Origin of the sequence: Pseudomonas sp. HLG18 (genome assembly GCF_051903985.1) — a bacterium.
GTDB classification, from domain to species: domain Bacteria; phylum Pseudomonadota; class Gammaproteobacteria; order Pseudomonadales; family Pseudomonadaceae; genus Aquipseudomonas; species Aquipseudomonas fluorescens_BT.
This window is the reverse complement of sequence record NZ_CP195831.1, coordinates 2,164,759-2,188,206: the sequence shown is the minus strand read 5'-3', so window position 1 is coordinate 2,188,206 and position 23,448 is coordinate 2,164,759. Positions and strand designations below refer to the sequence as shown.

Annotated in this window: 21 protein-coding genes; 6 read left to right on the top strand and 15 right to left on the bottom strand. The window is 61.4% G+C overall.

What is annotated here, in order from left to right:
* Positions 1–79: 79 nt before the first annotated feature.
* The 5 genes from ACSPX5_RS09960 (at position 80) to ACSPX5_RS09940 (ending at position 5,785) form a co-directional block, all read left to right on the top strand.
* Positions 80–1,732: an AMP-binding protein gene (locus tag ACSPX5_RS09960; RefSeq protein WP_439821595.1), complete on the top strand. Its 1,653-nt coding sequence runs from the start codon at positions 80–82 to the stop codon at positions 1,730–1,732.
* 27 nt (positions 1,733–1,759) lie between these two features.
* Complete coding sequence (locus tag ACSPX5_RS09955; RefSeq protein WP_169430501.1) at positions 1,760–2,521, top strand: SDR family NAD(P)-dependent oxidoreductase; 762 nt, start codon at positions 1,760–1,762, stop codon at positions 2,519–2,521.
* A 13-nt stretch (positions 2,522–2,534) separates the two neighbouring features.
* Complete coding sequence (locus ACSPX5_RS09950) at positions 2,535–3,728, top strand: acetyl-CoA C-acyltransferase (protein WP_207865705.1); 1,194 nt, start codon at positions 2,535–2,537, stop codon at positions 3,726–3,728.
* Positions 3,729–3,869: 141 nt separating this feature from the next.
* Positions 3,870–4,997: an acyl-CoA dehydrogenase gene (locus ACSPX5_RS09945; RefSeq protein ID WP_207865703.1), complete on the top strand. Its 1,128-nt coding sequence runs from the start codon at positions 3,870–3,872 to the stop codon at positions 4,995–4,997.
* 14 nt (positions 4,998–5,011) lie between these two features.
* On the top strand, positions 5,012–5,785 hold the full coding sequence (locus ACSPX5_RS09940) for an enoyl-CoA hydratase (protein ID WP_439821594.1): 774 nt from the start codon (positions 5,012–5,014) through the stop codon (positions 5,783–5,785).
* Positions 5,786–6,038: 253 nt separating this feature from the next.
* Here the strand turns inward: ACSPX5_RS09940 and ACSPX5_RS09935 are convergent, their stop codons facing one another.
* The 15 genes from ACSPX5_RS09935 to argH form a co-directional block, all read right to left on the bottom strand.
* Positions 6,039–7,190, bottom strand: coding sequence for an acyl-CoA dehydrogenase family protein (locus ACSPX5_RS09935; protein WP_039768643.1), 1,152 nt, complete (start codon positions 7,188–7,190; stop codon positions 6,039–6,041).
* A 3-nt stretch (positions 7,191–7,193) separates the two neighbouring features.
* On the bottom strand, positions 7,194–8,300 hold the full coding sequence (locus ACSPX5_RS09930) for an enoyl-CoA hydratase/isomerase family protein (protein WP_169430496.1): 1,107 nt from the start codon (positions 8,298–8,300) through the stop codon (positions 7,194–7,196).
* Positions 8,301–8,466: 166 nt separating this feature from the next.
* On the bottom strand, positions 8,467–9,321 hold the full coding sequence (locus tag ACSPX5_RS09925; RefSeq protein WP_439821593.1) for an alpha/beta hydrolase: 855 nt from the start codon (positions 9,319–9,321) through the stop codon (positions 8,467–8,469).
* On the bottom strand, positions 9,314–9,718 hold the full coding sequence (locus tag ACSPX5_RS09920; RefSeq protein ID WP_207864082.1) for a RidA family protein: 405 nt from the start codon (positions 9,716–9,718) through the stop codon (positions 9,314–9,316). Before ACSPX5_RS09920 ends, ACSPX5_RS09925 begins: the two co-directional genes overlap by 8 nt.
* A gap of 3 nt (positions 9,719–9,721) precedes the next feature.
* Entirely contained in the window at positions 9,722–10,948 is a 1,227-nt protein-coding gene (locus ACSPX5_RS09915; protein WP_439821592.1) for a cytochrome P450, read from the bottom strand.
* A gap of 2 nt (positions 10,949–10,950) precedes the next feature.
* On the bottom strand, positions 10,951–12,564 hold the full coding sequence (locus tag ACSPX5_RS09910) for an acyl-CoA dehydrogenase family protein (RefSeq protein WP_439821591.1): 1,614 nt from the start codon (positions 12,562–12,564) through the stop codon (positions 10,951–10,953).
* 357 nt (positions 12,565–12,921) lie between these two features.
* On the bottom strand, positions 12,922–13,617 hold the full coding sequence (locus ACSPX5_RS09905) for an HPP family protein (RefSeq protein WP_207864088.1): 696 nt from the start codon (positions 13,615–13,617) through the stop codon (positions 12,922–12,924).
* Positions 13,618–13,776: 159 nt separating this feature from the next.
* Entirely contained in the window at positions 13,777–14,955 is a 1,179-nt protein-coding gene (locus ACSPX5_RS09900) for an MFS transporter (protein ID WP_439821590.1), read from the bottom strand.
* Between the two features lie 16 nt (positions 14,956–14,971).
* Entirely contained in the window at positions 14,972–16,324 is a 1,353-nt protein-coding gene (locus ACSPX5_RS09895; RefSeq protein ID WP_439821589.1) for an MmgE/PrpD family protein, read from the bottom strand.
* Positions 16,321–17,211, bottom strand: a complete 891-nt coding sequence (locus ACSPX5_RS09890; RefSeq protein WP_207864094.1) for a polysaccharide deacetylase family protein — start codon at positions 17,209–17,211, stop codon at positions 16,321–16,323. The genes ACSPX5_RS09895 and ACSPX5_RS09890 overlap by 4 nt, the downstream gene beginning before the upstream one ends.
* Positions 17,204–18,049, bottom strand: a complete 846-nt coding sequence (locus tag ACSPX5_RS09885; RefSeq protein WP_439821588.1) for a polysaccharide deacetylase family protein — start codon at positions 18,047–18,049, stop codon at positions 17,204–17,206. The genes ACSPX5_RS09890 and ACSPX5_RS09885 overlap by 8 nt, the downstream gene beginning before the upstream one ends.
* 128 nt (positions 18,050–18,177) lie before the next feature.
* Positions 18,178–19,002 carry an ABC transporter substrate-binding protein gene (locus ACSPX5_RS09880; RefSeq protein WP_207864096.1) on the bottom strand — a complete coding sequence of 275 codons (825 nt, stop codon included), beginning with the start codon at positions 19,000–19,002 and terminating at the stop codon, positions 18,178–18,180.
* Positions 19,003–19,041: 39 nt separating this feature from the next.
* Entirely contained in the window at positions 19,042–19,806 is a 765-nt protein-coding gene (locus ACSPX5_RS09875) for an amino acid ABC transporter ATP-binding protein (RefSeq protein WP_064381510.1), read from the bottom strand.
* 10 nt (positions 19,807–19,816) lie between these two features.
* Positions 19,817–20,695 carry an amino acid ABC transporter permease gene (locus ACSPX5_RS09870; RefSeq protein ID WP_207864098.1) on the bottom strand — a complete coding sequence of 293 codons (879 nt, stop codon included), beginning with the start codon at positions 20,693–20,695 and terminating at the stop codon, positions 19,817–19,819.
* Between the two features lie 60 nt (positions 20,696–20,755).
* Positions 20,756–22,183, bottom strand: coding sequence for an argininosuccinate lyase (gene argH / locus ACSPX5_RS09865; protein WP_085745592.1), 1,428 nt, complete (start codon positions 22,181–22,183; stop codon positions 20,756–20,758).
* 298 nt (positions 22,184–22,481) lie between these two features.
* Between argH and ACSPX5_RS09860 the strand changes: the two genes are divergently transcribed.
* Positions 22,482–23,447, top strand: coding sequence for a LysR family transcriptional regulator (locus tag ACSPX5_RS09860; RefSeq protein ID WP_439821587.1), 966 nt, complete (start codon positions 22,482–22,484; stop codon positions 23,445–23,447).
* Position 23,448: the final 1 nt, after the last annotated feature.

The window sequence follows — 23,448 nt, the reverse complement described above, 5'->3', positions numbered from 1 at the left end:
GCCGCAATCGGCGTGCGGCGCGAGTATTCCTCTGTTGTTTACGGTTCCCCAACCTAATAAGAACAGAGGGATTCTGGCAATGCGCGATTACTTGTCTGCCACCGCACAGTTTGATTATCAGCACACCGTGGACGCCGCACTCAGCGGCTCGCTCGAGGCGCTCAACGCCTGCGTCGAATGTTGTGACCGTCACGCCTTGCCGGGGCGCATCGCGCTGTTCTGGGAAGGTCGCGACGGCGCCAGTGCGACGTACACCTTCAGCGACCTGCAGGACAAAGCCGCGCGCTTCGCCAATTTCCTTCTCGCCCAGGGCGTGCAGAAGGGCGACAAGGTCGCCGGCCTGCTGCCGCGCAATATCGAATTGCTGATCACCGTGTTCGCCACCTGGCGCATCGGCGCGGTGTATCAACCGCTGTTCACCGCGTTCGGCCCCAAAGCCCTCGAACATCGCCTGAACAGTTCCGGCGCCAAAGTCGTGGTCACCGATGCCGTCAACCGGCCCAAGCTCAGTGAAGTCGCCGATTGCCCGACGCTGGTTACCGTCGGCGGCCCGAAAGGCCAGGGCATCGTCCGTGGCGATTTCAGTTTCTGGGCCGAGTTGCCCAACCATTCCAGTGTCTGCGAACCGGTGATGCTGACCGGCGAAGACCCGTTCCTGCTGATGTTCACTTCGGGCACCACCGGTCCGTCGAAAGCACTGTCGGTGCCGCTCAAGGCCATCGTCGCGTTCCAGAGCTACACCCGCGATGCCGTGGATCTGCGCCCGGAAGATGCGTTCTGGAACGTCGCCGATCCGGGCTGGGCCTACGGCATTTATTTTGGCGTGACCGGCCCGTTGTCGATGGGCCATCCGATCACCTTCTACGATGGCCCGTTCACCCTCGAAAGCACTTGCCGGGTGATCAACAAGTACGGGATCACCAACCTCACCGGTTCGCCCACGGCCTATCGCCTGCTGATTGCCGGCGGCGATGAGTTCGCCAAATCGATCAAGGGCAAGCTGCGTATCGTCAGCAGCGCCGGCGAGCCGTTGAACCCGGAAGTGATCCGCTGGTTCGCCGACAACCTCGGCGTGGTCATTCACGACCACTACGGCCAGACCGAACTGGGCATGGTGCTGTGCAACCATCACGGCCTCGAACACCCGATCCACCTCGGCGCCGCCGGTTTCGCCTCGCCGGGCCATCGCATCGTGGTGCTCGACGATCAGAACAACGAACTCGGCGTCGGTCAGCCCGGCATTCTCGCCATCGACCGCACACAGTCGCCCATGTGCTGGTTCGCCGGTTACGAAGGTGCACCGACCAAGGCCTTCGTCGGCAATTACTACCTGAGCGGCGACACCGTGGAGTGGAACCCGGACGGCAGCATCAGCTTCGTTGGCCGCAGCGATGACGTGATCACCACGTCCGGCTACCGGGTCGGCCCGTTCGACGTTGAAAGCGCCCTGATCGAGCACCCGGCCGTCGTTGAAGCCGCAGTGGTCGGCAAGCCCGACCCCGAGCGCACCGAACTGGTCAAAGCCTTCGTCGTGCTCAACCCGCAATACCGCGCCGAACCGGCGCTGGCCGAAGAACTGCGGCAGCACGTGCGCAAGCGCCTGGCCGCGCACTCGTACCCTCGTGAAATCGAATTTGTCAGCGAGTTGCCGAAAACCCCGAGCGGCAAATTGCAGCGCTTTATCTTGCGCAACCAGGAAATCGCCAAGGCTCAAGAGGCCGCGGCGCACTAAGTTTCAGCTTGAATCAGGAAGTCAGTCATGCAGATCGAGAACAAGGTTTTTATCGTCACCGGCGGCGCATCCGGCCTGGGTGCCGCCACCGCTGAGTTGCTGGTGAGCGCCGGCGCCAAAGTGATGCTGGTGGACATGAACGCCGAAGCCGTCGCCGCCCAGGCCCAACGCCTCGGCGCGCAAAGTGTGGTGGCCGACATCAGCAACGAAGCCGCCGCCGAAGCCGCCGTGCAGGCCACGGTAAAAGCCTTCGGCAGCCTCAATGGCCTGGTGAACTGCGCCGGTATTGTTCGTGGCGAAAAGATCCTCGGCAAGAACGGTCCGCATGCGTTGGCGAGCTTCGCCCAGGTGATCAACGTCAACCTGATCGGCAGTTTCAACATGCTGCGTCTGGCGGCAGCCGCGATTGCCGAAAGCGAAGCCAATGCCGACGGCGAGCGCGGCGTGATCATCAACACCGCATCCGTCGCGGCGTTCGACGGCCAGATCGGCCAGGCGGCGTATTCCGCGTCCAAAGGCGCCATCGCCAGCCTGACTCTGCCTGCCGCGCGTGAACTGGCGCGCTTCGGCATCCGCGTGATGACCATTGCCCCGGGCATTTTCGAAACCCCGATGATGGCCGGCATGACCCCGGAAGTGCGCGACTCGCTGGCCGCCGGCGTACCGTTCCCGCCACGCCTGGGCAAACCTGCCGAGTACGCCGCGCTGGTGCGGCATATCATTGAAAACAGCATGCTCAACGGCGAGGTGATCCGTCTCGACGGTGCCTTGCGCATGGCCGCCAAGTAAGGAGGATTTTTTCATGACCATCTCCAACGATCCGATTGTCATCGTCAGCGCCGTCCGCACCCCGATGGGCGGTTTCCAGGGCGAACTGAAAAGCCTCACCGCACCGCAACTCGGCGCCGCTGCAATCAAGGCGGCGGTTGAACGTGCCGGTGTGGCCGCCGATGCGGTCGATGAAGTGCTGTTCGGCTGCGTACTGCCGGCCGGTCTCGGTCAGGCGCCTGCGCGTCAGGCTGCGCTGGGCGCCGGGCTGGATAAATCCACTCGCTGCACCACCGTCAACAAGATGTGCGGCTCGGGCATGGAAACCACCATTCTGGCTCACGACATGTTGCTGGCCGGCAGCGCCGATGTAGTGATCGCCGGCGGCATGGAAAGCATGTCCAACGCGCCGTACCTGCTGGACCGCGCCCGTGCCGGTTATCGCATGGGCCACGGCCGGGTGCTGGACTCGATGTTCCTCGACGGCCTCGAAGACGCTTACGACAAGGGCCGCCTGATGGGCACCTTCGCCGAGGATTGCGCCGAAACCAACGACTTCAGCCGCGAGGCTCAGGACGCTTTCGCCATCGCTTCGACCACCCGTGCCCAGCAGGCAATCAAGGACGGCAGCTTCAAGGCCGAGATCGTTCCGCTGACCGTGACCGTCGGCAAAGAACAGGTTGTGATCAGCAACGACGAGCAGCCGCCAAAAGCCAAGCTGGACAAGATCGCGTCACTGAAACCGGCGTTCCGCGAGGGCGGCACTGTGACCGCCGCCAATTCCAGCTCGATCTCCGACGGCGCCGCCGCACTGGTGCTGATGCGCCAGTCGCAAGCGCAGAAGCAAGGTCTGAAACCATTGGCGGTGATTCACGGCCACGCCGCGTTTGCCGACACTCCGGGCCTGTTCCCGGTGGCACCGATTGGCGCGATCAAGAAGCTGATGAAGAAGACCGGCTGGTCGCTGGATCAGGTCGATCTGTTTGAAGTCAACGAAGCCTTCGCCGTGGTCGGCATGGCGGCGATGACCCACCTGGAAATTCCTCACGACAAGCTCAACATCCACGGTGGCGCCTGCGCCCTGGGCCATCCAATCGGTGCCTCCGGTGCGCGGATTCTGGTGACCTTGCTCTCGGCTCTGCGCCAGAAAGGCTTGAAACGCGGTGTTGCGGCGATCTGCATCGGCGGCGGCGAAGCCACGGCGATGGCTGTCGAGTGCCTCTACTAAAGCCCGCGCATCTCGAATTGTGGGAGCGGGCTTGCTCGCGAAAGCGTCCTGTCAGCCAACACTCACTGTGCTGATCCACCGCTTTCGCGAGCAAGCCCGCTCACACAGGGGATAGACGGTGCCAATGAATAAGGATTTGCCATGATTCCCAATGACGACCAACAACAAATCCGCGACATGGCCCGGCAGTTTGCCGAGGAACGGCTCAAACCGTTTGCCGCCGAGTGGGATCGCGAACACCGCTTCCCGAAAGAAGCCATCGGCGAAATGGCCGGGCTGGGCTTCTTCGGCATGCTGGTGCCGGAGCAGTGGGGCGGTTGCGACACCGGTTATCTGGCCTACGCCATGGCCCTGGAAGAAATCGCCGCCGGCGACGGCGCCTGCTCGACCATCATGAGCGTGCACAACTCGGTGGGTTGCGTGCCGATCCTCAAGTTCGGTAACGACGACCAGCGTGAACGCTTCCTCAAACCACTGGCCAGCGGCGAGATGCTCGGTGCCTTCGCGCTGACCGAACCGCAGGCCGGCTCCGACGCCAGCAGCCTGAAAACCCGTGCGCGGCTGGAAGGCGATCACTACGTGCTCAACGGCTGCAAACAGTTCATCACCTCCGGGCAGAATGCCGGGGTTGTGATCGTGTTTGCGGTCACCGATCCGAGTGCCGGCAAGCGCGGGATCAGCGCCTTCATCGTGCCGACCGATTCGCCGGGCTACAAAGTCGCCCGCGTCGAAGATAAGCTCGGCCAGCACGCGTCGGACACCTGCCAGATTCTGTTTGAAGACGTGAAAGTGCCGGTGGCCAACCGGTTGGGCGAGGAGGGCGAGGGCTACAGGATCGCCCTGGCCAACCTCGAAGGCGGACGCGTCGGCATCGCCTCGCAATCGGTGGGCATGGCCCGCGCCGCGTTCGAAGCGGCGCGCGATTACGCCCGTGAACGTGACACTTTCGGCAAGCCGATCATCGAGCATCAGGCCGTGGCGTTCCGCTTGGCGGACATGGCCACCCAGATCGCCGTGGCGCGGCAGATGGTGCATTACGCCGCCGCCCTGCGTGACAGCGGTCAGCCGGCGCTGGTCGAGGCGTCGATGGCCAAGTTGTTCGCCTCGGAAATGGCCGAGAAGGTCTGCTCCATGGCCTTGCAAACTCTGGGCGGTTACGGTTACCTCAACGACTTTCCGCTGGAGCGCATCTACCGCGACGTGCGGGTTTGCCAGATCTACGAAGGCACCAGCGACATTCAGCGCATGGTCATTTCGCGCAATCTTTGAGAAGGAATCTGCACATGAGTTACGAAACGATTTTGCTGGAAACCCACGGCCGCGTCGGCCTGATCACCCTCAATCGCCCGCAGGCGCTCAATGCCCTCAACGCGCAACTGGTCAGCGAAGTGAACCGCGCCCTCGACGGCCTGGAAGCCGATGCGAACATTGGCTGCATCGTCATCACCGGCTCGAAAAAGGCCTTCGCCGCCGGCGCCGACATCAAGGAAATGGCCGAGCTGACCTATCCGCAGATCTACATGGACGATCTGTTCAGTGACAGCGACCGCGTGGCCAACCGCCGCAAGCCGATCATCGCGGCGGTCAACGGTTTTGCCCTCGGCGGTGGCTGCGAACTGGCGCTGATGTGCGACTTCATCCTGGCCGGCGACAACGCCAAATTCGGCCAGCCGGAAATCAACCTCGGCGTGCTGCCGGGCATGGGCGGCACCCAGCGCCTGACCCGCGCCGTGGGCAAGGCCAAAGCCATGGAAATGTGCCTGAGCGGGCGTTTGATCGACGCGGTGGAAGCCGAACGCTGCGGCATCGTCGCTCGGATCGTGCCGAGTGATGAACTGCTGGATGAAGCGCTGAAAGTCGCGGCGATGATCGCCAGCAAATCGCTGCCGATTGCGATGATGGTCAAGGAAAGCGTCAACCGCGCGTTCGAAGTGAACCTGACCGAAGGCGTGCGCTTCGAGCGCCGGGTGTTCCATGCGGCGTTTGCGACGCAGGATCAGAAGGAAGGGATGGCTGCGTTTGTGGCCAAGCGGCCTGCCGAGTTCCAGGGCAAATAACGCGGCGCCCTCAAGAGCCCCCTCACCCTAACCCTCTCCCGGAGGGAGAGGGGACTGACCGGGTTGTACTCGGGAGTTACGCCGACCTGAATTACCGAGTCGAACTCAGGCTGTAAAAAGCATGTAGTCCGCTATTCATAATCGACGCGATCTTTCAGGTCGATGTATGACGCCAGACCCCTCGGTCAGCTCCCTCTCCTGGGGGAGAGGGCTGGGCGGGCGGCGTTCCGATGAGGGGGCAGGCGTTACTCGGTTACAACTGATAGTTCTTCAACTCCCGAGCAATCACCATCCGCTGTATCTCGCTCGACCCCTCATAAATCTGGGTAATCCGTGCATCCCGGTAGTACTTCTCAACCGGGTAATCCTCCAGATACCCATACCCGCCATGAATCTGAATCGCTGACGAACACACCTTCTCGGCCATTTCCGAAGCAAACAGCTTGGCCTGCGAAGCCTCCGACAGACAGGGTTTGCCCGCCGTGCGCAGCCGCGCCGCGTGCAGGATCATCAAGCGCGCCGCGTTGATCTGCATCTGCATGTCCGCCAGCAGGTTGGCGATGCTCTGGTGCTCGACGATGGCTTTGCCGAACTGCACCCGATCACGGGCGTAACCCAGCGCCGCTTCGAACGCTGCACGGGCGATGCCCAAGGCTTGCGCCGCGATGCCGATGCGTCCGCCTTCCAGGTTGGAGAGGGCGATCGCCAGGCCTTTGCCGCGTTCGCCCAGCAGGTTCGCTTCAGGAATGCTGCAATTGTTCAGCGTCACGGCGCAGGTGTCGGAAGCGCGGATGCCCATCTTGTGTTCGGTACGGTCAACGATGAAGCCCGGCGTATCGGTCGGCACGAGAAACGCCGAGATCCCACGCTTGCCCAGATCCGGATCGGTCACCGCAAACACGATCGCCAGTTTCGCCCGCTTGCCGTTGCTGACAAATTGCTTGGCGCCGTTGATCACCCATTGCCCGTCGCGCAGTTCGGCGCGGGTGCGCAGGTTGTGCGCTTCGGAGCCGGCCTGGGGTTCGGTCAGGCAGAAGCAGCCGATCACCGCGCCGCTGGCCAGATCCGCCAGCCAGGTCTGTTTCTGTTCTTCGCTGCCGTAATTGAGCACCGGCCCGCAGCCCACCGAGTTGTGGATGCTCATGAAGGCGCCGGTGGCGCCGTCGCCGGCGGAAATCTCTTCCACCGCCAGCGCATAGGCTACGTAGTCGACATAGGTGCCGCCCCATTCCTCCGGTACCACCATGCCCAGCAGCCCAAGTTCGCCCATCTTCGCCACAAGACCGTCATCGATCCAGCCGGCCTTTTCCCAGGCTTGGGCGTGGGGGGCGATCTCGCCACGGGCAAAGTCCCGGGCCATGTCGCGGATCATGACCTGGTCTTCAGTCAATTCGAGATCGTGCATGACTCAGCTCCCGCTCTCTTCGAAACCGTGGAAGAAACTCGCGACCTGCTCGGCGTGCAACGCGGCGAGGGTCGGCGGGTTCCAGCGTGGTGATTTGTCTTTATCGATCAGCAAGGCGCGCACGCCTTCGATCAGGTCGCCGCGCTCGAACCACTGGCGATCCAGATGCAGTTCGAGGGCGAAGCAGTGTTCCAGTGTCAGGTGCCGGCCGCGACGCAGCATCTCCAGGGTCACACCCATGGCCAATGGCGAGCGGGTTTCCAGCAGGTCGGCCGTGGTGGTCGCCCATTCGTGGCTGTCGGCAACCGTCACGGCGCGCAGTTGCTCGACGATGCTTGGCACGTCAGGCAAGGCGAAGAAGTGGTCGATGGCCGGGCGCAAGGCTTCCAGCGGCGCATCCGGCAGGGTTTGCACGGCGTGACGGGCCAACAGGCTTTGCAGATCCTTCAATGGCGTGTCGTGCCACTCCAACTGATCGAGCTGTTCATCGAGGGTGCCGAGTTTGCTGCTGTCCAGATACCAGTCGGCCAGCCCGCAATACAGCGCATCCGCCGCACGAATCTGCACGCCGCTGACGCCCAGGTAAATCCCCAGCTCGCCAGGAATGCGCGGCAGGAAATAACTGCCGCCGACATCCGGGAAATAGCCGATCGCCACTTCCGGCATCGCCAGACGACTCTTTTCGGTGACCACCCGCAAATCGGCGCCTTGCACCAGGCCCATGCCGCCGCCGAGAACGAAACCGTCCATCAGCGCCAGCACGGGTTTGCGGTAGCGGTGGATCGTCAGGTCGAGGGCGTATTCCTCGACGAAGAAATCTTCGTGCAGCGTGTCGCCGCTTTTGTGGCTGTCGTACAGCGATCGAATGTCGCCACCGGCACAGAAGGCTTTCTCGCCGGCACCGCGCAGCGCGACCGCGTGGATATCGGCATCGGCGGCCCAGGCGTCCAGGTGTTGCTGGAGCTGGCGCACCATGTCGAGGGTCAGGGCATTGAGGCCGGCGGGGCGGTTGAGGGTCAGGTGACCGATGTGGTTGCGAACCTCGGCCAGCACTTCGTGTGGCGTGGCATCCATGGACGAAGTCCGCGGGGATGAAGCCTGAGCAGTCATCACTAACTCCCTGCTTTTATTGTCTTTATTCGAGAAGCCCGCGCGCGGGCGTTAGCGGATCGTAACAGTGCAAATTTGCCGTGTACAACGGGGATATGTGCATGGGGTGTCTGCATTTTTGCCTGATCTTGGCCGGGGGAACCGCCGCGCAGAGCAGCACTGGCTGTCACTCCCCGCGAAACTGTGCCTGCAGCGAGCGGACGCATGACAACAGTGCCTGCCGAGCCTCATCATGCGCCGCGGGATGGTTCATGAAACCATGGCGCATGCCTTGGAATTCCAGGTGTTCGACGCTCACACCTGCTGCACGCAATCGCGTTGCATAGGCACGGCCTTCATCCCGCAAAATGTCGAGTTCGCTGGTGATGATCAGCGTCCGGGGCAGTCCGTGCAACGCGTTGTAGAGCAGGGGGGACAACCGCGGATCGGCGCGCGATGTGCCGGGCGGCAGATAGTGGCCGAGATACCATTCGAGCATCTGTGTTGTAAGGCCATGTCCTTGCGCGAATTGCTCGTGGGATGGGTATCGGGTGTGGCAATCAAGCAAAGGGTAAAGCAGCAGCTGAAAGCCGAGACACGGTCTTTGCTGGGCCGAATCGCGCTGACAGATGACAGCGGCCATTGCCCCTCCGGAGCCACCGCCGGCGACCGCGATTCTCGAAGTATCAAGACCATGCTCTCGACCCTGCAGTGCGACCCATTGCAAAGCTGTCCAGCAATCATCCAGGGCTGCCGGAAACAGGTGTTCCGGAGGGCGGGCGTAATCAACGGCGACTACCGCACAGCCAGCCCAGTCACACATCAGTCGGCAGAATCCATCATGGGTATCCAGGTCGCCCGTGACCCAGCCACCACCATGGAAGAACACCAGCACGGCAAAAGGCCCCTTGCCCGCAGGCCAGTAAAGGCGCAGCGGCAACCGGCGACCGTGACTTTCAATCGCCATGTCGTGAACGCGGGTCACTTGAGCCTGGCGCAACGTTGCTCTGGCGTCCTCCACGGTCAAAGAGGCCTCATTCATGACCGCGATCCCCGTTCGAGCGGGCCTCTGCCTCAATCTCGATAACGAATTCAGGGCTGATCAATCGTGCGACTTCCAGCAGCATGGTGGTGGGTGGGTGTTGGTCAAAGAATTCCTTGTGGGCCTGCGCGATTTTCCGCCAGAGTTTCATATCGCTGGTGTACATGCGGGTTGCAATGATGCGCGTGCGATCCTCGCCCAGTTCTTTTAGCGCCTGTTCGATGATCTCCAGGCACCGTAGCGTCTGGGCATATGCATCGCCGGGTTTGAACGGCTTGCCGTCATCATCGAACGCCACCGTGCCGCCTACCAGAAGGGTATTGCCAGCCTTCAAGGCTCTGCAGTAGCCGGCGATGGATTCCCAAGGGGCGGCAGAAAACACGCGTTGAAACTCCATGGTTCAGACTCCTTTCCCAAGATTGATCGGAAGTGCCTTCAAGCCCCGGAATTGAAGGTTGCTGGTGCGCCAGGTCGCAGGGCTATCCGCGACAAGACCCAAATCGGGAAAGCGCTTTAGCAAGGACGTAAAAACGATCTCGGCCTCCAGGCGGAACAGCGCGGTACCCATGCAGAAGTGCTGTCCACGGCCAAATGCCAGATGGTCATGGTCCGCTCGACGGATATCGAAGGTGTCAGGGGCGGTGAATTTCGCCGGATCCCGGTTGGCGGAGGCTCGTATCAGATAGACCAGGTCTCCCGCCTTCATCGTGACGCCTTCGATCGTGACGTCTTCAGTCAGCACTCGATGGCTCAATGAACCGGCGGCATCGAAGCGCAGCATTTCCTCCACGGCCAGGTTCACCAGGGTCGGATCGTTTTTGAGGGCCGCATGCTGCGCAGGGTGTTCGAGCAAGTGCAGCAAGCCGATACAGAGTTGGTCAGCGCTGGTGGTGTAACCGGCAACCAGGATGAAGACAATTTGCGCCAGTACCTCGTCATCGCTTGCCGCACTTTCCATACTCGACTCAAGCACCCGACTGACCAGATCGTCCCGGGGCTGGCGGCGGCGCTTTTCAACGAGGTCGGCAAAGTAGGCGTACATTTCTTCAATCCCTGCCAGTGCCTGTTCAGGCCCATAGTCAGGATCGTGGCTGCCGCCCACAAACATCACGATGTCCCTCGTCCAGCGCCGCAGTTTCAGGGCATCTTCGCGATCGATGCCGTAGAGCTCGGCGAGGATCAGCGCGGGAATCCGGTCGAAAAGGCTGGCCTTGAGGTCGACCTGGCCTTGCAGGCCGGACAGCTCTTGATCGGTGATGTCCTGAATGATCTGGCGCAACGACTCAATGGCGCGAGGTGTGAATGCCTTGCCTAGCAACTGACGACTTTTCTTGTGCGCGTCTCCATCCTGGTCATACATCCATTGCGAGGCCAGGAGGACGAAGACGTTCAGTTGCTCGCGTTGTTCTTTCGATACGCGGGTGTCCACCAATTGCCGCATACGGTTCGAGGAGTAACGTCGGGTATCGGCCTGGGCGGCGTGGACGTCGCCATAGCGGGTCAGAAACCAGGCATGCAAGTGATCGCACCAATAGACCGGTTGATGAATTCTCAGGTACGCGTAGGCCCGATAGGGGTCCTGGATCGTGTAGCGGTCGGAGAAGTCCGGAAAAGATTGATTGGCCATGCTCACGCTTCCTCGTAGAGTGCAGCCGTGAAACGCTCCACGTAATCGGCTGCGTCGATGGGGGCACTGACCAGCTCCGGCGGTGGCTTGAGCAGATCGTCGATCTCACCGAGCCGGGTTCCTGTAGCGCGCAGTTCCAGTTCGTCGCCAGCGACCGACAGCCCCCAAGGGTGCAACACCGGGGAAAAGACGTGGAGTATGTCCTGAAGTGTTCCGGGAGAAACGAGCCGGTTGCGTTCGCCTTCGACGAGGATCAGGTCCAGCGCACGGGCGTAGGTGAGTGCCACGGCCTCACGGTGAGAAAAGTCGGCACTATCGCGGCATTGATCAGCGATGAGCGACTCGATGCGCTGGGCGATGTTGTGGGAGGCAAACCGTGGTCGGGTGATGGCGTCCCTGGCGACCTGAGCGCACAGGATGCTGTTGTCACCGGCGAACGTAGTGCTGATCTCGTGATCCATGCACAAGGTGACGATCTGGTTGTGATGGTGAAAACCCTGCGAACCACAAAGCTCTCTGCACGCTCTCATGACCTCCAGTCCCAGCCATGTACCGACACTTTTGACGATGGCGGCGAGAATATGCAGTTCTGTTCGCCTGGCCGGTTGATGCCAGTTCGCTTCGAACCGCGACAGCACCGCCCGCTCCAGCATCTTCAGGGCCAGCACCTTGAGTTGTACGACATACAGTCGTTGTCGGAACAGTGCCTTGGTCAGAAGAGGCTGGTTGCCCTCGTTACTCTTGACCAAACGATGGGAGCCGAAACGATACGTCAGGTGAGCACACATACTGGCGCCACCACGAGCGGCAGCAATAAGGAAAAGGCGTTCCTGGATGAATGTCTGCATCGCGCTTTTCAAGCGTTCTTTTGGCGGGATGTCGCTGCTGAAATCACCTTGCGCAGAGAACCTGGCATAGCGTTGCATCAGTGCGTCCAGCGGCAGCTTCATTGTGCAAAAACGGATGCCGGCGACTTGATTGGCGTGAATGCCACCCTTGGGATCGCAGGTGGTCATCCTGACACCTGGCAGGAGCGGGCCATTCTCTTGCTCGCGAATTGGCACGCGGAACCAGTGCAACCCCACATCCACACCTTTGACGATCAGACGCCCCAGTACCATGACCACCACTGCTGCGTGCAGTGCGTTGCCGATCCAGAACTTGCACGACTGCGCAGTGGGCGAGTTCAGAATCAGACAATGGTTGTGAGGGTCATGGGTGATCGTGGTTTGCAGGTTACCCACATCGGAGCCGCTGGCGATCTCCGTGCAGCCAAAGGCGTAAACCGCATCCAGCTGACAGATTTCCTGTTGATACTGCGCGATCTGGCGCTGACTGCCGTGGGCAAAAAAAGCGTCACCGGCAATGAAGTGGTCGACGATGCAGGCAATCAATGAATAGTCCCAGGCGCCGATAAGCGCTGCACGTTCAAGCATCAACCGGAATTCAGACTGACGGGGTTGGCTCAGCCACATGGCATTGGTCATGAGCCCGTTGCCGATGATTGCGCGCATCCGATCGATATTCAGATCCATGTATTCGCGCAGAGACACGCGATAGCGCTTTTCGGGGTCGAACAGGGGCTTTTGCAGCAACTTCAGCAATGGGTCGCTCATGAAACGTTCCTCTCGCAGATTTCGAAACCATGGATTCGAAAACCACCAGATTCACGGAGCTGGCGAAAAACACACGTGCCCGCATGCTACAGGCGGGGCATTTGGGCGGACTGCTGGTTACGCAGAAATGCGGTGTTTGAGGAAAGTAACGTTTCAGTCAAAGCGCAAAGCCAGCTCGCTTCTCAACAACATTGAGCGTTTTTCCATAGCCAGACTACCGATGTCATCGCTACTGGACATTACAGCGGGCCAGACTTCCAAGTGAAAGGCAGACAAATCTGTGCGGTACAAAGCTGAAAGGTAGTCGTTGGTCATGTCTTGGCAAGGGCGTTCGACAACCTTCGGTCGGATCACGTATTACCTGCGACCACCCAGCACTTCACCAATGCTCCGCCGTTTGGCATGCAGTTCACTGGCATGAATCAACTGCTCGAGATCCTCCGGCGTGACATCGATAAACGCCTCCATGTCCGCCAGTGCCAATTTCAGATCCTCGGCCGTGATGGCCTGAGAATCGACCGGCGCCAGGGCGGGCGCCGGTTCGGCGGGGCGTTTCGGGTAGCGGATGCGAGTCAGGTTGTTGTAGGCCAAAGCGGCCAGCAGCAGGCACGCGGCGCTGAGCATCACCGGTTCCAGGGCTTTCCAGTCCATGGCGATGGTCGTCGGATCGGCCAGCACCATGGTCAATGCCACCGCACCGGCCGGAGGGTGCAGGCAGCGCAGCCAGCACATCAGGATCAGGGCCATCCCGGCGGCGAGGCAGGCGCTGCCGAGGGTTCGACCGAGAACGTGGGCCACCAGCAACGCGACGACGCCCGCGCACAGGTAGCCGCCGATGATCGACCATGGCTGGGCGAGGGCGCCGGAGGACACGGCGAACAGCAGCACCGCCGAGGCGCCCAATGGGCCGATCAGGTGGTAGGCCACTTCGATGCCGAACACCTGACTGCACGCCCACACGCTGAACAGTGTGCCGAGTGCCATGCCGATGGCAGCGCGGCTCCATTCGGTGGGGCGGGTGTTGATGGCAGCGGGCAACCAGCGAGCGAGCATGAAGAAACGATCCTTTGACGAAAACCGAAGGCAAAAAAAAGGACTTGTCCGTCAACCCGGAAAGTCCTTCGAAGCGTTCCAACTATTGGGGGAGGAACGCGCACAGTGTGCCAAGCAATCTCGATGCTGACAAATTCATATAAATGCAGTTTCAATGCATTATTTGTGAAGTAAAGCCGCTCGCCGACCGCTCATGAAGCACAGGAACCCGCCCATCGCGGTTAATGCACTGAGGGCGTAGAACATGGTCGGCGCCGGCGTATGCATCAACAGGAAGCCGCAGATCACCGGGCTCAGTGCGCCACCCAGGGCTGCGAGGTTCTGTGCGCCGTAATAACTGCCGCGCAGTTCTTCGGGGGCCAGGGTGTCGACGAACAGGAATTCCGACGGATAAATGATCATCTCGCCGAGGGTGAAGATGAACATCGCGATGCACCACGTCAGCAGGCTGTCGGCCAGGCTGAAACCGATCAGGCCGAGGATGAACAGACTGGTGCCGGCGGCGATCCAGTAGCGCAGCTTTTCCCGGTTGAGGAGGCGGCCGATCTGGTATTGCAGCAGGATCACCGCGATGGCGTTGCAAGCGAGCAGGGCGGCCATGGTTTGCAGCGCCCGTTGCGAGTCTTCGACCACCAGCAGGTATTGCGACAGGTACAGCGTGAAACGTCCGTGAACGACGGTGCTGAGCAGGCAACCGCAGGTGAACATGATCAGCGTGCGGTCGTTTTTCAGGGTCACCAGGGTCTTCAGGAAGCTTTGTGGCTGGCCGATGGCGGCGATCGGGCTGGCGTCCCTGGGAATCCCGACCATCAGGAAGATGCTGCCGAAGGCGATGCCAGCGGCAATCAGGAATGGCGCAATCGGGTACACCCCGGCGATCACTACACCGAGCATAGGTCCGGTGGCGTAGCCGATGTTGGTCAGGGTATAGCGCAGGGAAAACGCCTTGGCCCGCTGACCCATGGGCAGATTTTCGCTGAGGATCGCCTTGGAGCCGATCAGGAACAGCGCCGAGGCGGTTTCGGTGATGACCAGGGTGGCGGTCGTGAGGTACAGGTCTTTGGCGAACGTCAGCAGCACGAAACCAATGGCGCTGGAAAGCATGGCGAGGATCAGTAACCGGCGCTTTTCCAGCCGGTCGATGATGTAGCCGCCGTACAACGCAAGCAGGGTGGCGATGAACACCGCGATGCCCAGTAACAGCCCGACGTCCTGTTGGTTGAGGCCCAGCTTTTTACTCAAAAACAGGGTGAGCAAAGGACTGGTGATGGCGCGGCTGACGACGATGGTCAGCGAAACGATCATCAGGCGGCGGATAACGAGCGAGTAGGTGGCCACGGAAAATCAAATGTCCTTATTCGGTTAACAGGTGCCCGAGATCGCGCACGCAAGCCAGCGTTTGCAGTTGTCGCAACTGCGCCAATAACGGCTCGGCCTTGACCGGTGAAATGACCCGCAACGCCAGACTGAAAAATTTCTCCTCCAGCGCCGCTTCACTCAGCGGATTACCCGGCGCGCCCAGCGGCACCTCGACACACAGGCTCGCCTGACGCCCGTCGCGGGTTCGGACAATGACCACCGGCTCGCCATCCTCCGACAGTCGCTCATCCACTTCAAGGCGAATGCGCGTCAGCCATTGAGCAATGCGCGGATCGTTGCGCGGCTGTTCGTCGTAAGCCTCCAACCGGCAATGACCATGCACCAGTCGCGCGGCGAGGGCGTAGGGCAGACTCATCTGCGCGGCGGCCAGACTGCGGGTGTCGCGGCCGCCGCACATGTCGAGCAGAAACCCGCACAGCGTCACCTGGACGTCCTCCACCTGATCCGCGCTGACCTGCAATTGCTTCAGCAACAACCCGAGTGCATCGATGGCCGAATGGGTGCCACGGCACGCGGCGTAGGGTTTGATCGAACAGCGCGCGAGTTTCCAGACCTGGCCCAATTCAGCATCCAGCGCATCCGGTTGCGCGCTGCCCGGCGCCAGGGTCTTGAGAAAACCGCCCCAGACATCCTCGAACAACATCGACGGCCCGCTGACGCCTTCGCGAGCAAAACGCGCCGCGAGCAAACCACCCTCGGCAGCGCGTCCGCTGTGCAGTTTCTTGCTTTGCGAACCGTCATGAATGAACGCCCACAACCCGCCGCTGAAACTGCCGGCGATGCCCAGTGCCGACACGGTTTGCGCTGCATCCAGGGCAAAGATCCGCGCACAGGCCGCCGCCGCGCCGAACACGCCGCAGGTGGCGGTGGAGTGCCAACCGGCGCCGTTATGCGCCGAATAACTGCCGCAGGCTTCCAGCACCCGCCGGCCGATTTCGTAGCCGATCACCACGGCGGTGATGAACTCGCGACCGTCCACCGGTCGATCCACCAGTGACAGCGCCGCCATCACTGCCGGCAGCACCACCGCACCGGAGTGATCGCAACCGCCGGTGTCGTCCAGTTCCAGCGCATGGGCGGCGATGCCGTTGAGCAACGCCGCATGCCCCGCGCCGACACGCAGTGATGAACCCCAGACCAGCGCGTTGCCCGGCTCGGCGCCGAACACCTGCCGCGCCTGAAGCGCCACCGCACTGTCGGCCCCGGCCAGCGCTGCGCCGAAGGTGTCGAGAATGTGTCGCTTGGCCTGTTCCACCAACGCCGGGGGCAGATCTTCAAACCGCGTTTCGACGCAAAACCGCGCCAGCCGCTGCATGCGTTCCGTCATACGAGGTAGTCCCGATAATGGCGTTCATACACCGAGGCCGGATGATCCTGCGCGACCGGTGATGCGGTTTGCGCCCACCACTGCGCGACGTCGGCGCCGGTGGCGATCCACACGTCGTCATGCTGCTGAATGCCTTGCAGCAACTCACGCAGTACGCCGATACGCCCCGGCGTGGCGATGATTTCCGGGTGCAGGCGCAGCACGTAGCACAGGCCGAAACGGTGGAATCCGGCGAAGTCCATTTGCAGGTTGCCGAGGGTGTGGCTGTAGGAGGCGATCCGTGATTGCGCCGGCGGCACGGCCGGGCTCAGGTTGAAGGCGAAATAGGGTTCGTCTTCCAGTTCGTAATGCAGCGGCAACTCGACCACTTCAGGGGCGGTCGGGTGCAAGAACGGCAGATCATCGCCGCGCCATGACGAAGACCAGTGAATGCCGTGATCTTTCAAGGCTTCGATGAATCCCGGCGCGCCGTTACCCGCAGGAATCCGGAAACCGGTCGGGCGCACGCCAGTCAATACTTCCAGCGCTGCACAACCCTTGGCGACTTCCGCACTTTGCGCCGCCAGATCCAGCGTGTCGTAATCCTGATGGCGGTAACCGGCGCAGGCGATTTCGTGGCCGGCGGCCAGGATCGCGGCGATGTGCTGCGGGTTTTCCTCGGCAACGATGCCGGGCACGAACCAGCTGCTGCGCACCCCGAATTCCGTGAACAAACCGAGCAAACGCTCGACACCCCGTTGCGTGCCGTAGCGCCACACCGACAGTGTCTTGTCGCGTCCGGCGACTTCCGGGGCCTGAGTGAGGATGCCGTGAATGTCGTTGTAATCGACAGTCAGCACCACCGCGCAGCGTTTGCCGGCGGGCCAGAGAGTGCTGGAGTCAGCCATGGTGATGCTCCTTCAGCCACCAGCGGGCGACGTCACGGCAGGTGGCGAACCACACGTCATCGCGCTGGCGCATGTGTTCGAAGAGTTTCTCCAGCAACAGGATACGCCCCGGCTTGCCGGTGATTTTCGGGTGGAACAGCGTGGTCAGGCACAGGCCTTCGTCCATCGCGCCGTCGTACTCGCGTTGCCAGTTGTCGAGGGTCAGCTCGTAGCTGGCGGTGCGGTCGAGGCCGGACGGGAAGTTCGGTGCGCGGGTGTAGGCGAGGGAGGCGTAGTCGTCCATTTCCCAGCGACCCGGGATCTCCACCAGCGGCGTGTCGTGGCCGGGGACGTTGACCAGATACGGGCGGTCGTCGCCACGCATGCTGCTGGAATAGATGACGCCGTTGTCGGCCAGCATCGCCGGCGTCTCGGCGCGCCAGTCACCGGACGGGGTGCGAAAACCCTCGGCGCGGATGTGCAGGTATTGCCAGAAAACGTCGCGGGATTTGTTCATCACGGCCTGCTGCTGGTCCAGCGTCAGGGCGTAGAAGGATTCGTGTTTGTAGCCGTGGTAGGCGACTTCATGACCGCGCTCGACGATGGCCTGGCACTGTTTCGGCCAGTTTTCCACGACCCAGGCGGGGACGAAGAAGGTGGTCGGGATCTTGAAGGCGTCGAGCAGGTCGAGCAGGCGGGGCAGGGCGCGGTAGGGGCCGTAGCCGCCGAAGCCGAAGTATTCGGGTTTGTGCCAGATCGAGCCGTTGAGCATGGCGTCGCCAGTCGGGCCGTCGAGGTCGAAGGCCAGGGCGAGGCAGGCTTTGTGCTGGTCGGGCCAGGTGGGTTGCAAGGAGGACATCGATAACTCTCCAACTGTTCACGACCCCTGTGGGAGCTGGCTTGCCAGCGATGAGGCCGGTACATTCAACATTGATGTCGACTGATCGAGCGCCATCGCGGGCAAGCCCGCTCCCACAGAGGAACCAGTTACTTGCCCGCGTTAATGGTCACATCCTTGATCGCACCCAACTCCAGATCCCACTTCTTCAGAATCGCGTTATAGCTGCCGTCATCCACCATGCTCTGCAGCGCCACCTTCACCGCCTCACTCAGCTCAGGCTTCTTCTTGCTCACACCCAACCCGGTGAACTGTACGGAGATCGGCTGGCCGACCGTCTTGTACATGTCCTTTTCCTGGGTCTTGAGGTACGACAGGGTTTCGCTGCCCTGCATCGCCGCATCGATGCGGCTCTGACGCAGTTGGGCGCGGGCGTCGGCCGAGCCTTCGGTGCCGATCACGTTGATTGCAGGTTTGCCCGCGGCTTCACAGTGTTCCTTGCTCCACGCGGCGATTTCTGCCGGGAATGTGGTGCGGCGGCTGGTGCCGACTTTCTTGCCGCACAGGTCGATGATCTCGTTGGTCGCCGTGTTCTTCTGCAAGGTGTAGAACTGCGGGCCGCTGGTGAAGTAGTCGACGAAGGTCACGCTGGCCTGGCGCTCGGCGGTGTCGGTCATGCCCGACAGGACCATGTCCACGCGGTCGGTGGTCAAGGCGTTGATCATTTGCTCGAAGCCGGTTTCCTGCCACTTGATCTTGATCCCGAGGCGCTCGGCCAGGGCGTTGCCCAAGTCGTAGTCCAGGCCGGTGAGCTTGTTGGTGGCCGGATCCTTGAAGTCCATCGGCGGATAGTTGGGCATGATCGCGACGACGATCTCGCCTTTCTCCTTGATGCTCGCCGGCAATTCGGCGGCCATGGCGAAACCGCAAGACATGAGGGAGGTGAGTACTGCTGGAATGACGAAGTTCTTCATGGACGTTCTCTTATGAGTGTTGTGAAGGCCAAAGGGGCCTCAGGTTCGAACGGCAGAAATGAAGCTTTGGGTGCGCGGGTTTTGCGGACTTATTAGTATTTCTTCGGGGCTTCCAGCCTCCACGATCTGCCCGCCGTCCATGAACACCATGCGGTTGGAAACCTCCCGGGCGAAGCCCAGTTCATGGGTGACGACGATCATGGTCATGCCGGTCTGCGCCAGATCGCGCATCACCGACAGCACCTCACCGACCAGTTCCGGGTCGAGTGCCGAAGTGGGTTCATCGAACAGCATCAGCTTGGGGCGCATGGCCAGGGCGCGGGCTATGGCTACCCGTTGCTGCTGACCGCCCGACAGTTCGATCGGGTAACTGTCGCGCTTGTCAGCCAGACCGACTCGGGCCAGCAGTTCCAGGGCTTCTTCGTGCGCCTCCTTGGGCGAACGCTTGAGCACCTGGCACGGGCCTTCGATGATGTTTTGCAGCACGGTCATGTGCGGGAACAGGTTGAAACGCTGGAACACCATGCCGGTGGCCAGGCGCTGGCGGGCGATCTGTGACTCGTTGAGTTCGTGCAGTTTGTGCCCGACCACGCGGTAGCCCACCAGTTCGCCGTCGACCCAGAGGCCGCCCTTGTCGATCTTTTCCAGCTGATTGACGCACCGCAGCAGGGTGCTCTTGCCCGAGCCGGACGGGCCGATGATGCACAGCACTTCGCCTTGCTCGACCTCGATGTTGATGTCCTTGAGCGCGTGGTACTGGTCGTAATATTTGTTCAGGCTCACGGCCTTGACGATGCTTCTCATGACGGATTCCTCAAGAACGCTTGCCGGCGCCGCGAGCGAAACGACGCTCCAGACGGCTTTGACCAAAGGACAGGACGGTGACGGTGGCCAGGTACCAGATACCGGCGACGATCAGCAGCTCCATGACCCGGGCGTTGGCGTAGTAGATGTTCTGGGCGTTGTAGAGCAGTTCCGAGTACTGGATCACGCTCGCCAGCGAGGTCATTTTCACCATGCCGATGAATTCGTTGCCCACCGGCGGGATGATGATGCGCATGGCCTGGGGCAGGATGATCCGGCGCAGCGCTTGCAGGCGCGGCATGCCGATCGACTTGGCGGCTTCGTACTGGCCGGTGTCTACCGACAGCAGGCCGGCGCGCACCACTTCAGCGGTGTAGGCGCCCTGGTTGATGCTCAAGCCGAGCAGGGCGGCCACGAACGGCGTCATCAGGCTCACGGTGTCGAGTTCGAACAGGCCGGGAATGCCGATGGTGGGGAAGATCAGCGCCAGGTTGAACCACAACAGCAGTTGCAGAATCAGTGGCGTACCGCGAAACAGCCAGGTGTAGGTCACTGCCACGTAACGCAGGATCGGGTTGGCCGACATGCGCATGATCGCGGTGATCACCCCGAACACGATGCCCAGCGCCATCGCCAGAACGGCCATGATGATCGTGTTGAGCAGGCCCCACATGATCGCTTCGGAAGTCAGGAACTGGCCGATGTACGACCATTCGATCTTGCCTTCGGCGAAGGCCCGCACCAGGCCGATGATGGCGATGACGATCACGGTGGCGAAGAAGATCCGCCCGTAATAGCGCCGTGGCACATGCTGGTACTGGGTAATGTCGAACTGGTTTTCCGCCAGTTTGCGCTCCGCCTGGAGTCGTTCTGCCTGAGTCTGGCTCATGGTGTTTCTCCGTACACTGTACTTATCGATCACCCCCTCCCGGGGGGAGGGGGACCCGGCTTAGAGGCGGAAGCCCTGGTAGTTTTCGGTCCACTGCTGCTGCGCGGCGAGGGCGGTTTTCAGGCGGCCGATCTGCTCGCGCACTTGTTGCGGCGCGGTGCCGCCCCAGCCGCTGCGGGCAGCGATGGCGGCTTCCAGGGTCAGGCTGTCACGCACATCTGCCGTCAGGCGCGGGTCGATCTCGGCCAGCAGCGCCGGCGAGGCTTCCCACAATTCGAGGTCGTGTTTTTCGCAGGCCTGCACCAGTGCGCCGGTGATTTCGTGGGCTTCCTTGAACGGCACGCCGCGCACCGCCAGCCAGTCGGCGACTTCGGTGGCGAGGGTGAAACCCAGCGGTGCCTGACGCCGCAGTTCCTCGACGTTGACGGTCATGGTCGCGACCATCCCGGCCATCGCTGGCAGCACCAGCAACAGGGTGTCGACGCTGTCGAGCACGCCGTTCTTGTCTTCGCTCAGGTCGCGGTTGTACGACAGCGGCAGGGATTTGAGCGTCGACAACAGACCGGTCAGGTTGCCGATCAGGCGTCCAGCCTTGCCCCGGGCCAGTTCGGCGATGTCCGGGTTTTTCTTCTGCGGCATGATCGAACTGCCGGTGGCGTAGGCGTCGTCCAGATCGACCCAGCGGAACTGGCGCGACGACCACAGGCAAAATTCTTCGGCCAGACGCGAGATGTTGATCCCGAGCATGCTGGCGATGAACAGGAATTCGGCGACGTGATCACGGCTGGCCACGGCGTCGATAGAGTTTTCACAGACCCCGGCGTAACCCATTTCCTTGGCCGATTGCTGCGGCTGGCGAGCAATGGCGGAACCGGCCATGGCTGCGGCACCGAGGGGCGACAGCGAAGTGCGTGCGTCCCAATCCACCAGACGTTGCACGTCTCGCAACATCGATTGGGCATGGGCCAGCAAGTGATGGGCAAACACGATCGGTTGCGCCTGCTGCAAGTGAGTGAAGCCCGGGCAGATGCTCTCGACGTGCTGCTCGGCCTGATCCACCAGCGCCGTTTGCAGGGCCAGCACTTCCACGGCCAGGGTGCGGACGTGGTCACGCAGGAACAGGCGCAGGTCATTGGCGGTCTGGTCGTTGCGTGAGCGGCCGGCACGCAGTTTGCCGCCCAGTGCGCCGAGGCGCTCGGTCAACAGGCGCTCGATGAAGGTGTGAACGTCTTCGTCGTCCAGCGTCGGGGCGATGCGCCCGGCAGCGAAATCGGCACCGATGCCGTCCAGGGCTTCGATCATCGTGCGGGTTTCCTGCTCGTCCAGCAGACCGGCACGTTGCAGTTCCCCGGCGTGGGCCTTGGAGCCGGCCAGATCGTACGGCGTCAGGCGGAAATAGCGCTCGGGGCAACGGGACAGGGCCGCCAGGGCTGCGGACGGGCCGCTTTTGAAACGGGCACCCCAGAGACGGTCGGTGGTTTGAGACATTTGTTGTTTTCCTCGTCGGTAACGCGAACTGAAATCGGTGTGCCGGGCCCTGAAAATCACGCTGAAGAGTTAGCGGACAGAGTCAGGCCAAAGCAGTTTTCAAGAGGGCAGTTGCAAAGAGACAAGAGCTGATCGAAGTGTCAGCTTTTCATGTTTGGCGATCAGTGAGTTGGCACTGATGTTCGAGGTTTTTTGGCGGTTGCCAAGGCCTGTTTTCTGTGGTCATTATTATTAGTCGGCGATGTTTTTGTTGTTGGACACAGATTGTTGAACATTGCGCCAGAGGTAAATCAGCATTATGGAAACCCCACTTTCCAATTCCGGAAACCCGCCGCTGAAAACGGCTCACCGAGCACCGCTGGCCCTCAGCGGACTGGATTTCAAACTGCTCAAGGTGTTCAAGGCCGTGGTCGAGGCAGGTGGCTTCAGTGCCGCGCAGAACGAGCTGAACGTGGGCCTTGCGGCCATCAGCAAGCAGATCTCCGACCTGGAAATCCGTATCGGCATGCGCCTGTGTACCCGAGGTCGCGAGGGGTTTCACCTGACCGAAGAGGGGCGTCTGGTTTATCAGGCGTCGATTGATCTGTTTGCGTCGGTTGACAACTTTCGCGACCGGCTTAGTTCGGCGCAGAATGAACTTGTTGGTGACCTTGGTGTGGGGGTTATTGATAATACGATTACGGATGAAAGTTCGCCGTTAGTTGCGGCGCTTAAAAGAATCAATGAGGAATCGCCAAAGGTCAGGTTTCAACTTCAATCCACGCAACTGGATGAGGTTGAAAGAGGCGTCGTAGAGGGGCGTCTGGTGGCCGGGATAGTACCTGTATATCAAAAGCGCGAAGAGTTCGATTACTACCCGTTATATGAAGAACGCTCGGAGGTTTACTGCGCTGTCGGCCATCCATTGTTCGACATGCCGGAGTCGCAGATGAACAGCAATGTGCTGCAGGATTACGAGTGCATCAACCACCGCTACGCGATCCATCGTGACAAGCTGAACTTTGCCCGCTACGACAGTTTTTCCGCTTCGGCGACCCAGGTCGAAGCCGTGGCGCTGCTGATCAAGACCGGGCGTTTCGTTGGCTTCCTGCCCCGGCATTACGCGGCCACGCTGGTGGCGGCAGGGCAGTTTCGTGCGGTGCTGCCGGAGCGCATCAACATTGCCACGCCGTTCAATCTGATCCTGCGTCACAACACCGTGCGCAGTCCGTTGGTGAAGGCGTTTGCCCGGGCGTTGGGTGTTGATCTGAAGGCACCGCTGTAAT

Coding starts and splice junctions, on each gene's coding strand:
- ACSPX5_RS09870 (WP_207864098.1), bottom strand. CDS start 20,695: ATGAGCCAGACTCAGGCAGAACGACTCCAGGCGGAGCGCAAACTGGCG.
- argH (WP_085745592.1), bottom strand. CDS start 22,183: ATGTCTCAAACCACCGACCGTCTCTGGGGTGCCCGTTTCAAAAGCGGC.
- ACSPX5_RS09875 (WP_064381510.1), bottom strand. CDS start 19,806: ATGAGAAGCATCGTCAAGGCCGTGAGCCTGAACAAATATTACGACCAG.
- ACSPX5_RS09905 (WP_207864088.1), bottom strand. CDS start 13,617: ATGCTCGCTCGCTGGTTGCCCGCTGCCATCAACACCCGCCCCACCGAA.
- ACSPX5_RS09920 (WP_207864082.1), bottom strand. CDS start 9,718: ATGGAGTTTCAACGCGTGTTTTCTGCCGCCCCTTGGGAATCCATCGCC.
- ACSPX5_RS09945 (WP_207865703.1), top strand. CDS start 3,870: ATGATTCCCAATGACGACCAACAACAAATCCGCGACATGGCCCGGCAG.
- ACSPX5_RS09915 (WP_439821592.1), bottom strand. CDS start 10,948: ATGGCCAATCAATCTTTTCCGGACTTCTCCGACCGCTACACGATCCAG.
- ACSPX5_RS09860 (WP_439821587.1), top strand. CDS start 22,482: ATGGAAACCCCACTTTCCAATTCCGGAAACCCGCCGCTGAAAACGGCT.
- ACSPX5_RS09930 (WP_169430496.1), bottom strand. CDS start 8,300: ATGACTGCTCAGGCTTCATCCCCGCGGACTTCGTCCATGGATGCCACG.
- ACSPX5_RS09910 (WP_439821591.1), bottom strand. CDS start 12,564: ATGAGCGACCCATTGCTGAAGTTGCTGCAAAAGCCCCTGTTCGACCCC.
- ACSPX5_RS09925 (WP_439821593.1), bottom strand. CDS start 9,321: ATGAATGAGGCCTCTTTGACCGTGGAGGACGCCAGAGCAACGTTGCGC.
- ACSPX5_RS09935 (WP_039768643.1), bottom strand. CDS start 7,190: ATGCACGATCTCGAATTGACTGAAGACCAGGTCATGATCCGCGACATG.
- ACSPX5_RS09940 (WP_439821594.1), top strand. CDS start 5,012: ATGAGTTACGAAACGATTTTGCTGGAAACCCACGGCCGCGTCGGCCTG.
- ACSPX5_RS09960 (WP_439821595.1), top strand. CDS start 80: ATGCGCGATTACTTGTCTGCCACCGCACAGTTTGATTATCAGCACACC.
- ACSPX5_RS09890 (WP_207864094.1), bottom strand. CDS start 17,211: ATGGCTGACTCCAGCACTCTCTGGCCCGCCGGCAAACGCTGCGCGGTG.
- ACSPX5_RS09895 (WP_439821589.1), bottom strand. CDS start 16,324: ATGACGGAACGCATGCAGCGGCTGGCGCGGTTTTGCGTCGAAACGCGG.
- ACSPX5_RS09885 (WP_439821588.1), bottom strand. CDS start 18,049: ATGTCCTCCTTGCAACCCACCTGGCCCGACCAGCACAAAGCCTGCCTC.
- ACSPX5_RS09880 (WP_207864096.1), bottom strand. CDS start 19,002: ATGAAGAACTTCGTCATTCCAGCAGTACTCACCTCCCTCATGTCTTGC.
- ACSPX5_RS09950 (WP_207865705.1), top strand. CDS start 2,535: ATGACCATCTCCAACGATCCGATTGTCATCGTCAGCGCCGTCCGCACC.
- ACSPX5_RS09955 (WP_169430501.1), top strand. CDS start 1,760: ATGCAGATCGAGAACAAGGTTTTTATCGTCACCGGCGGCGCATCCGGC.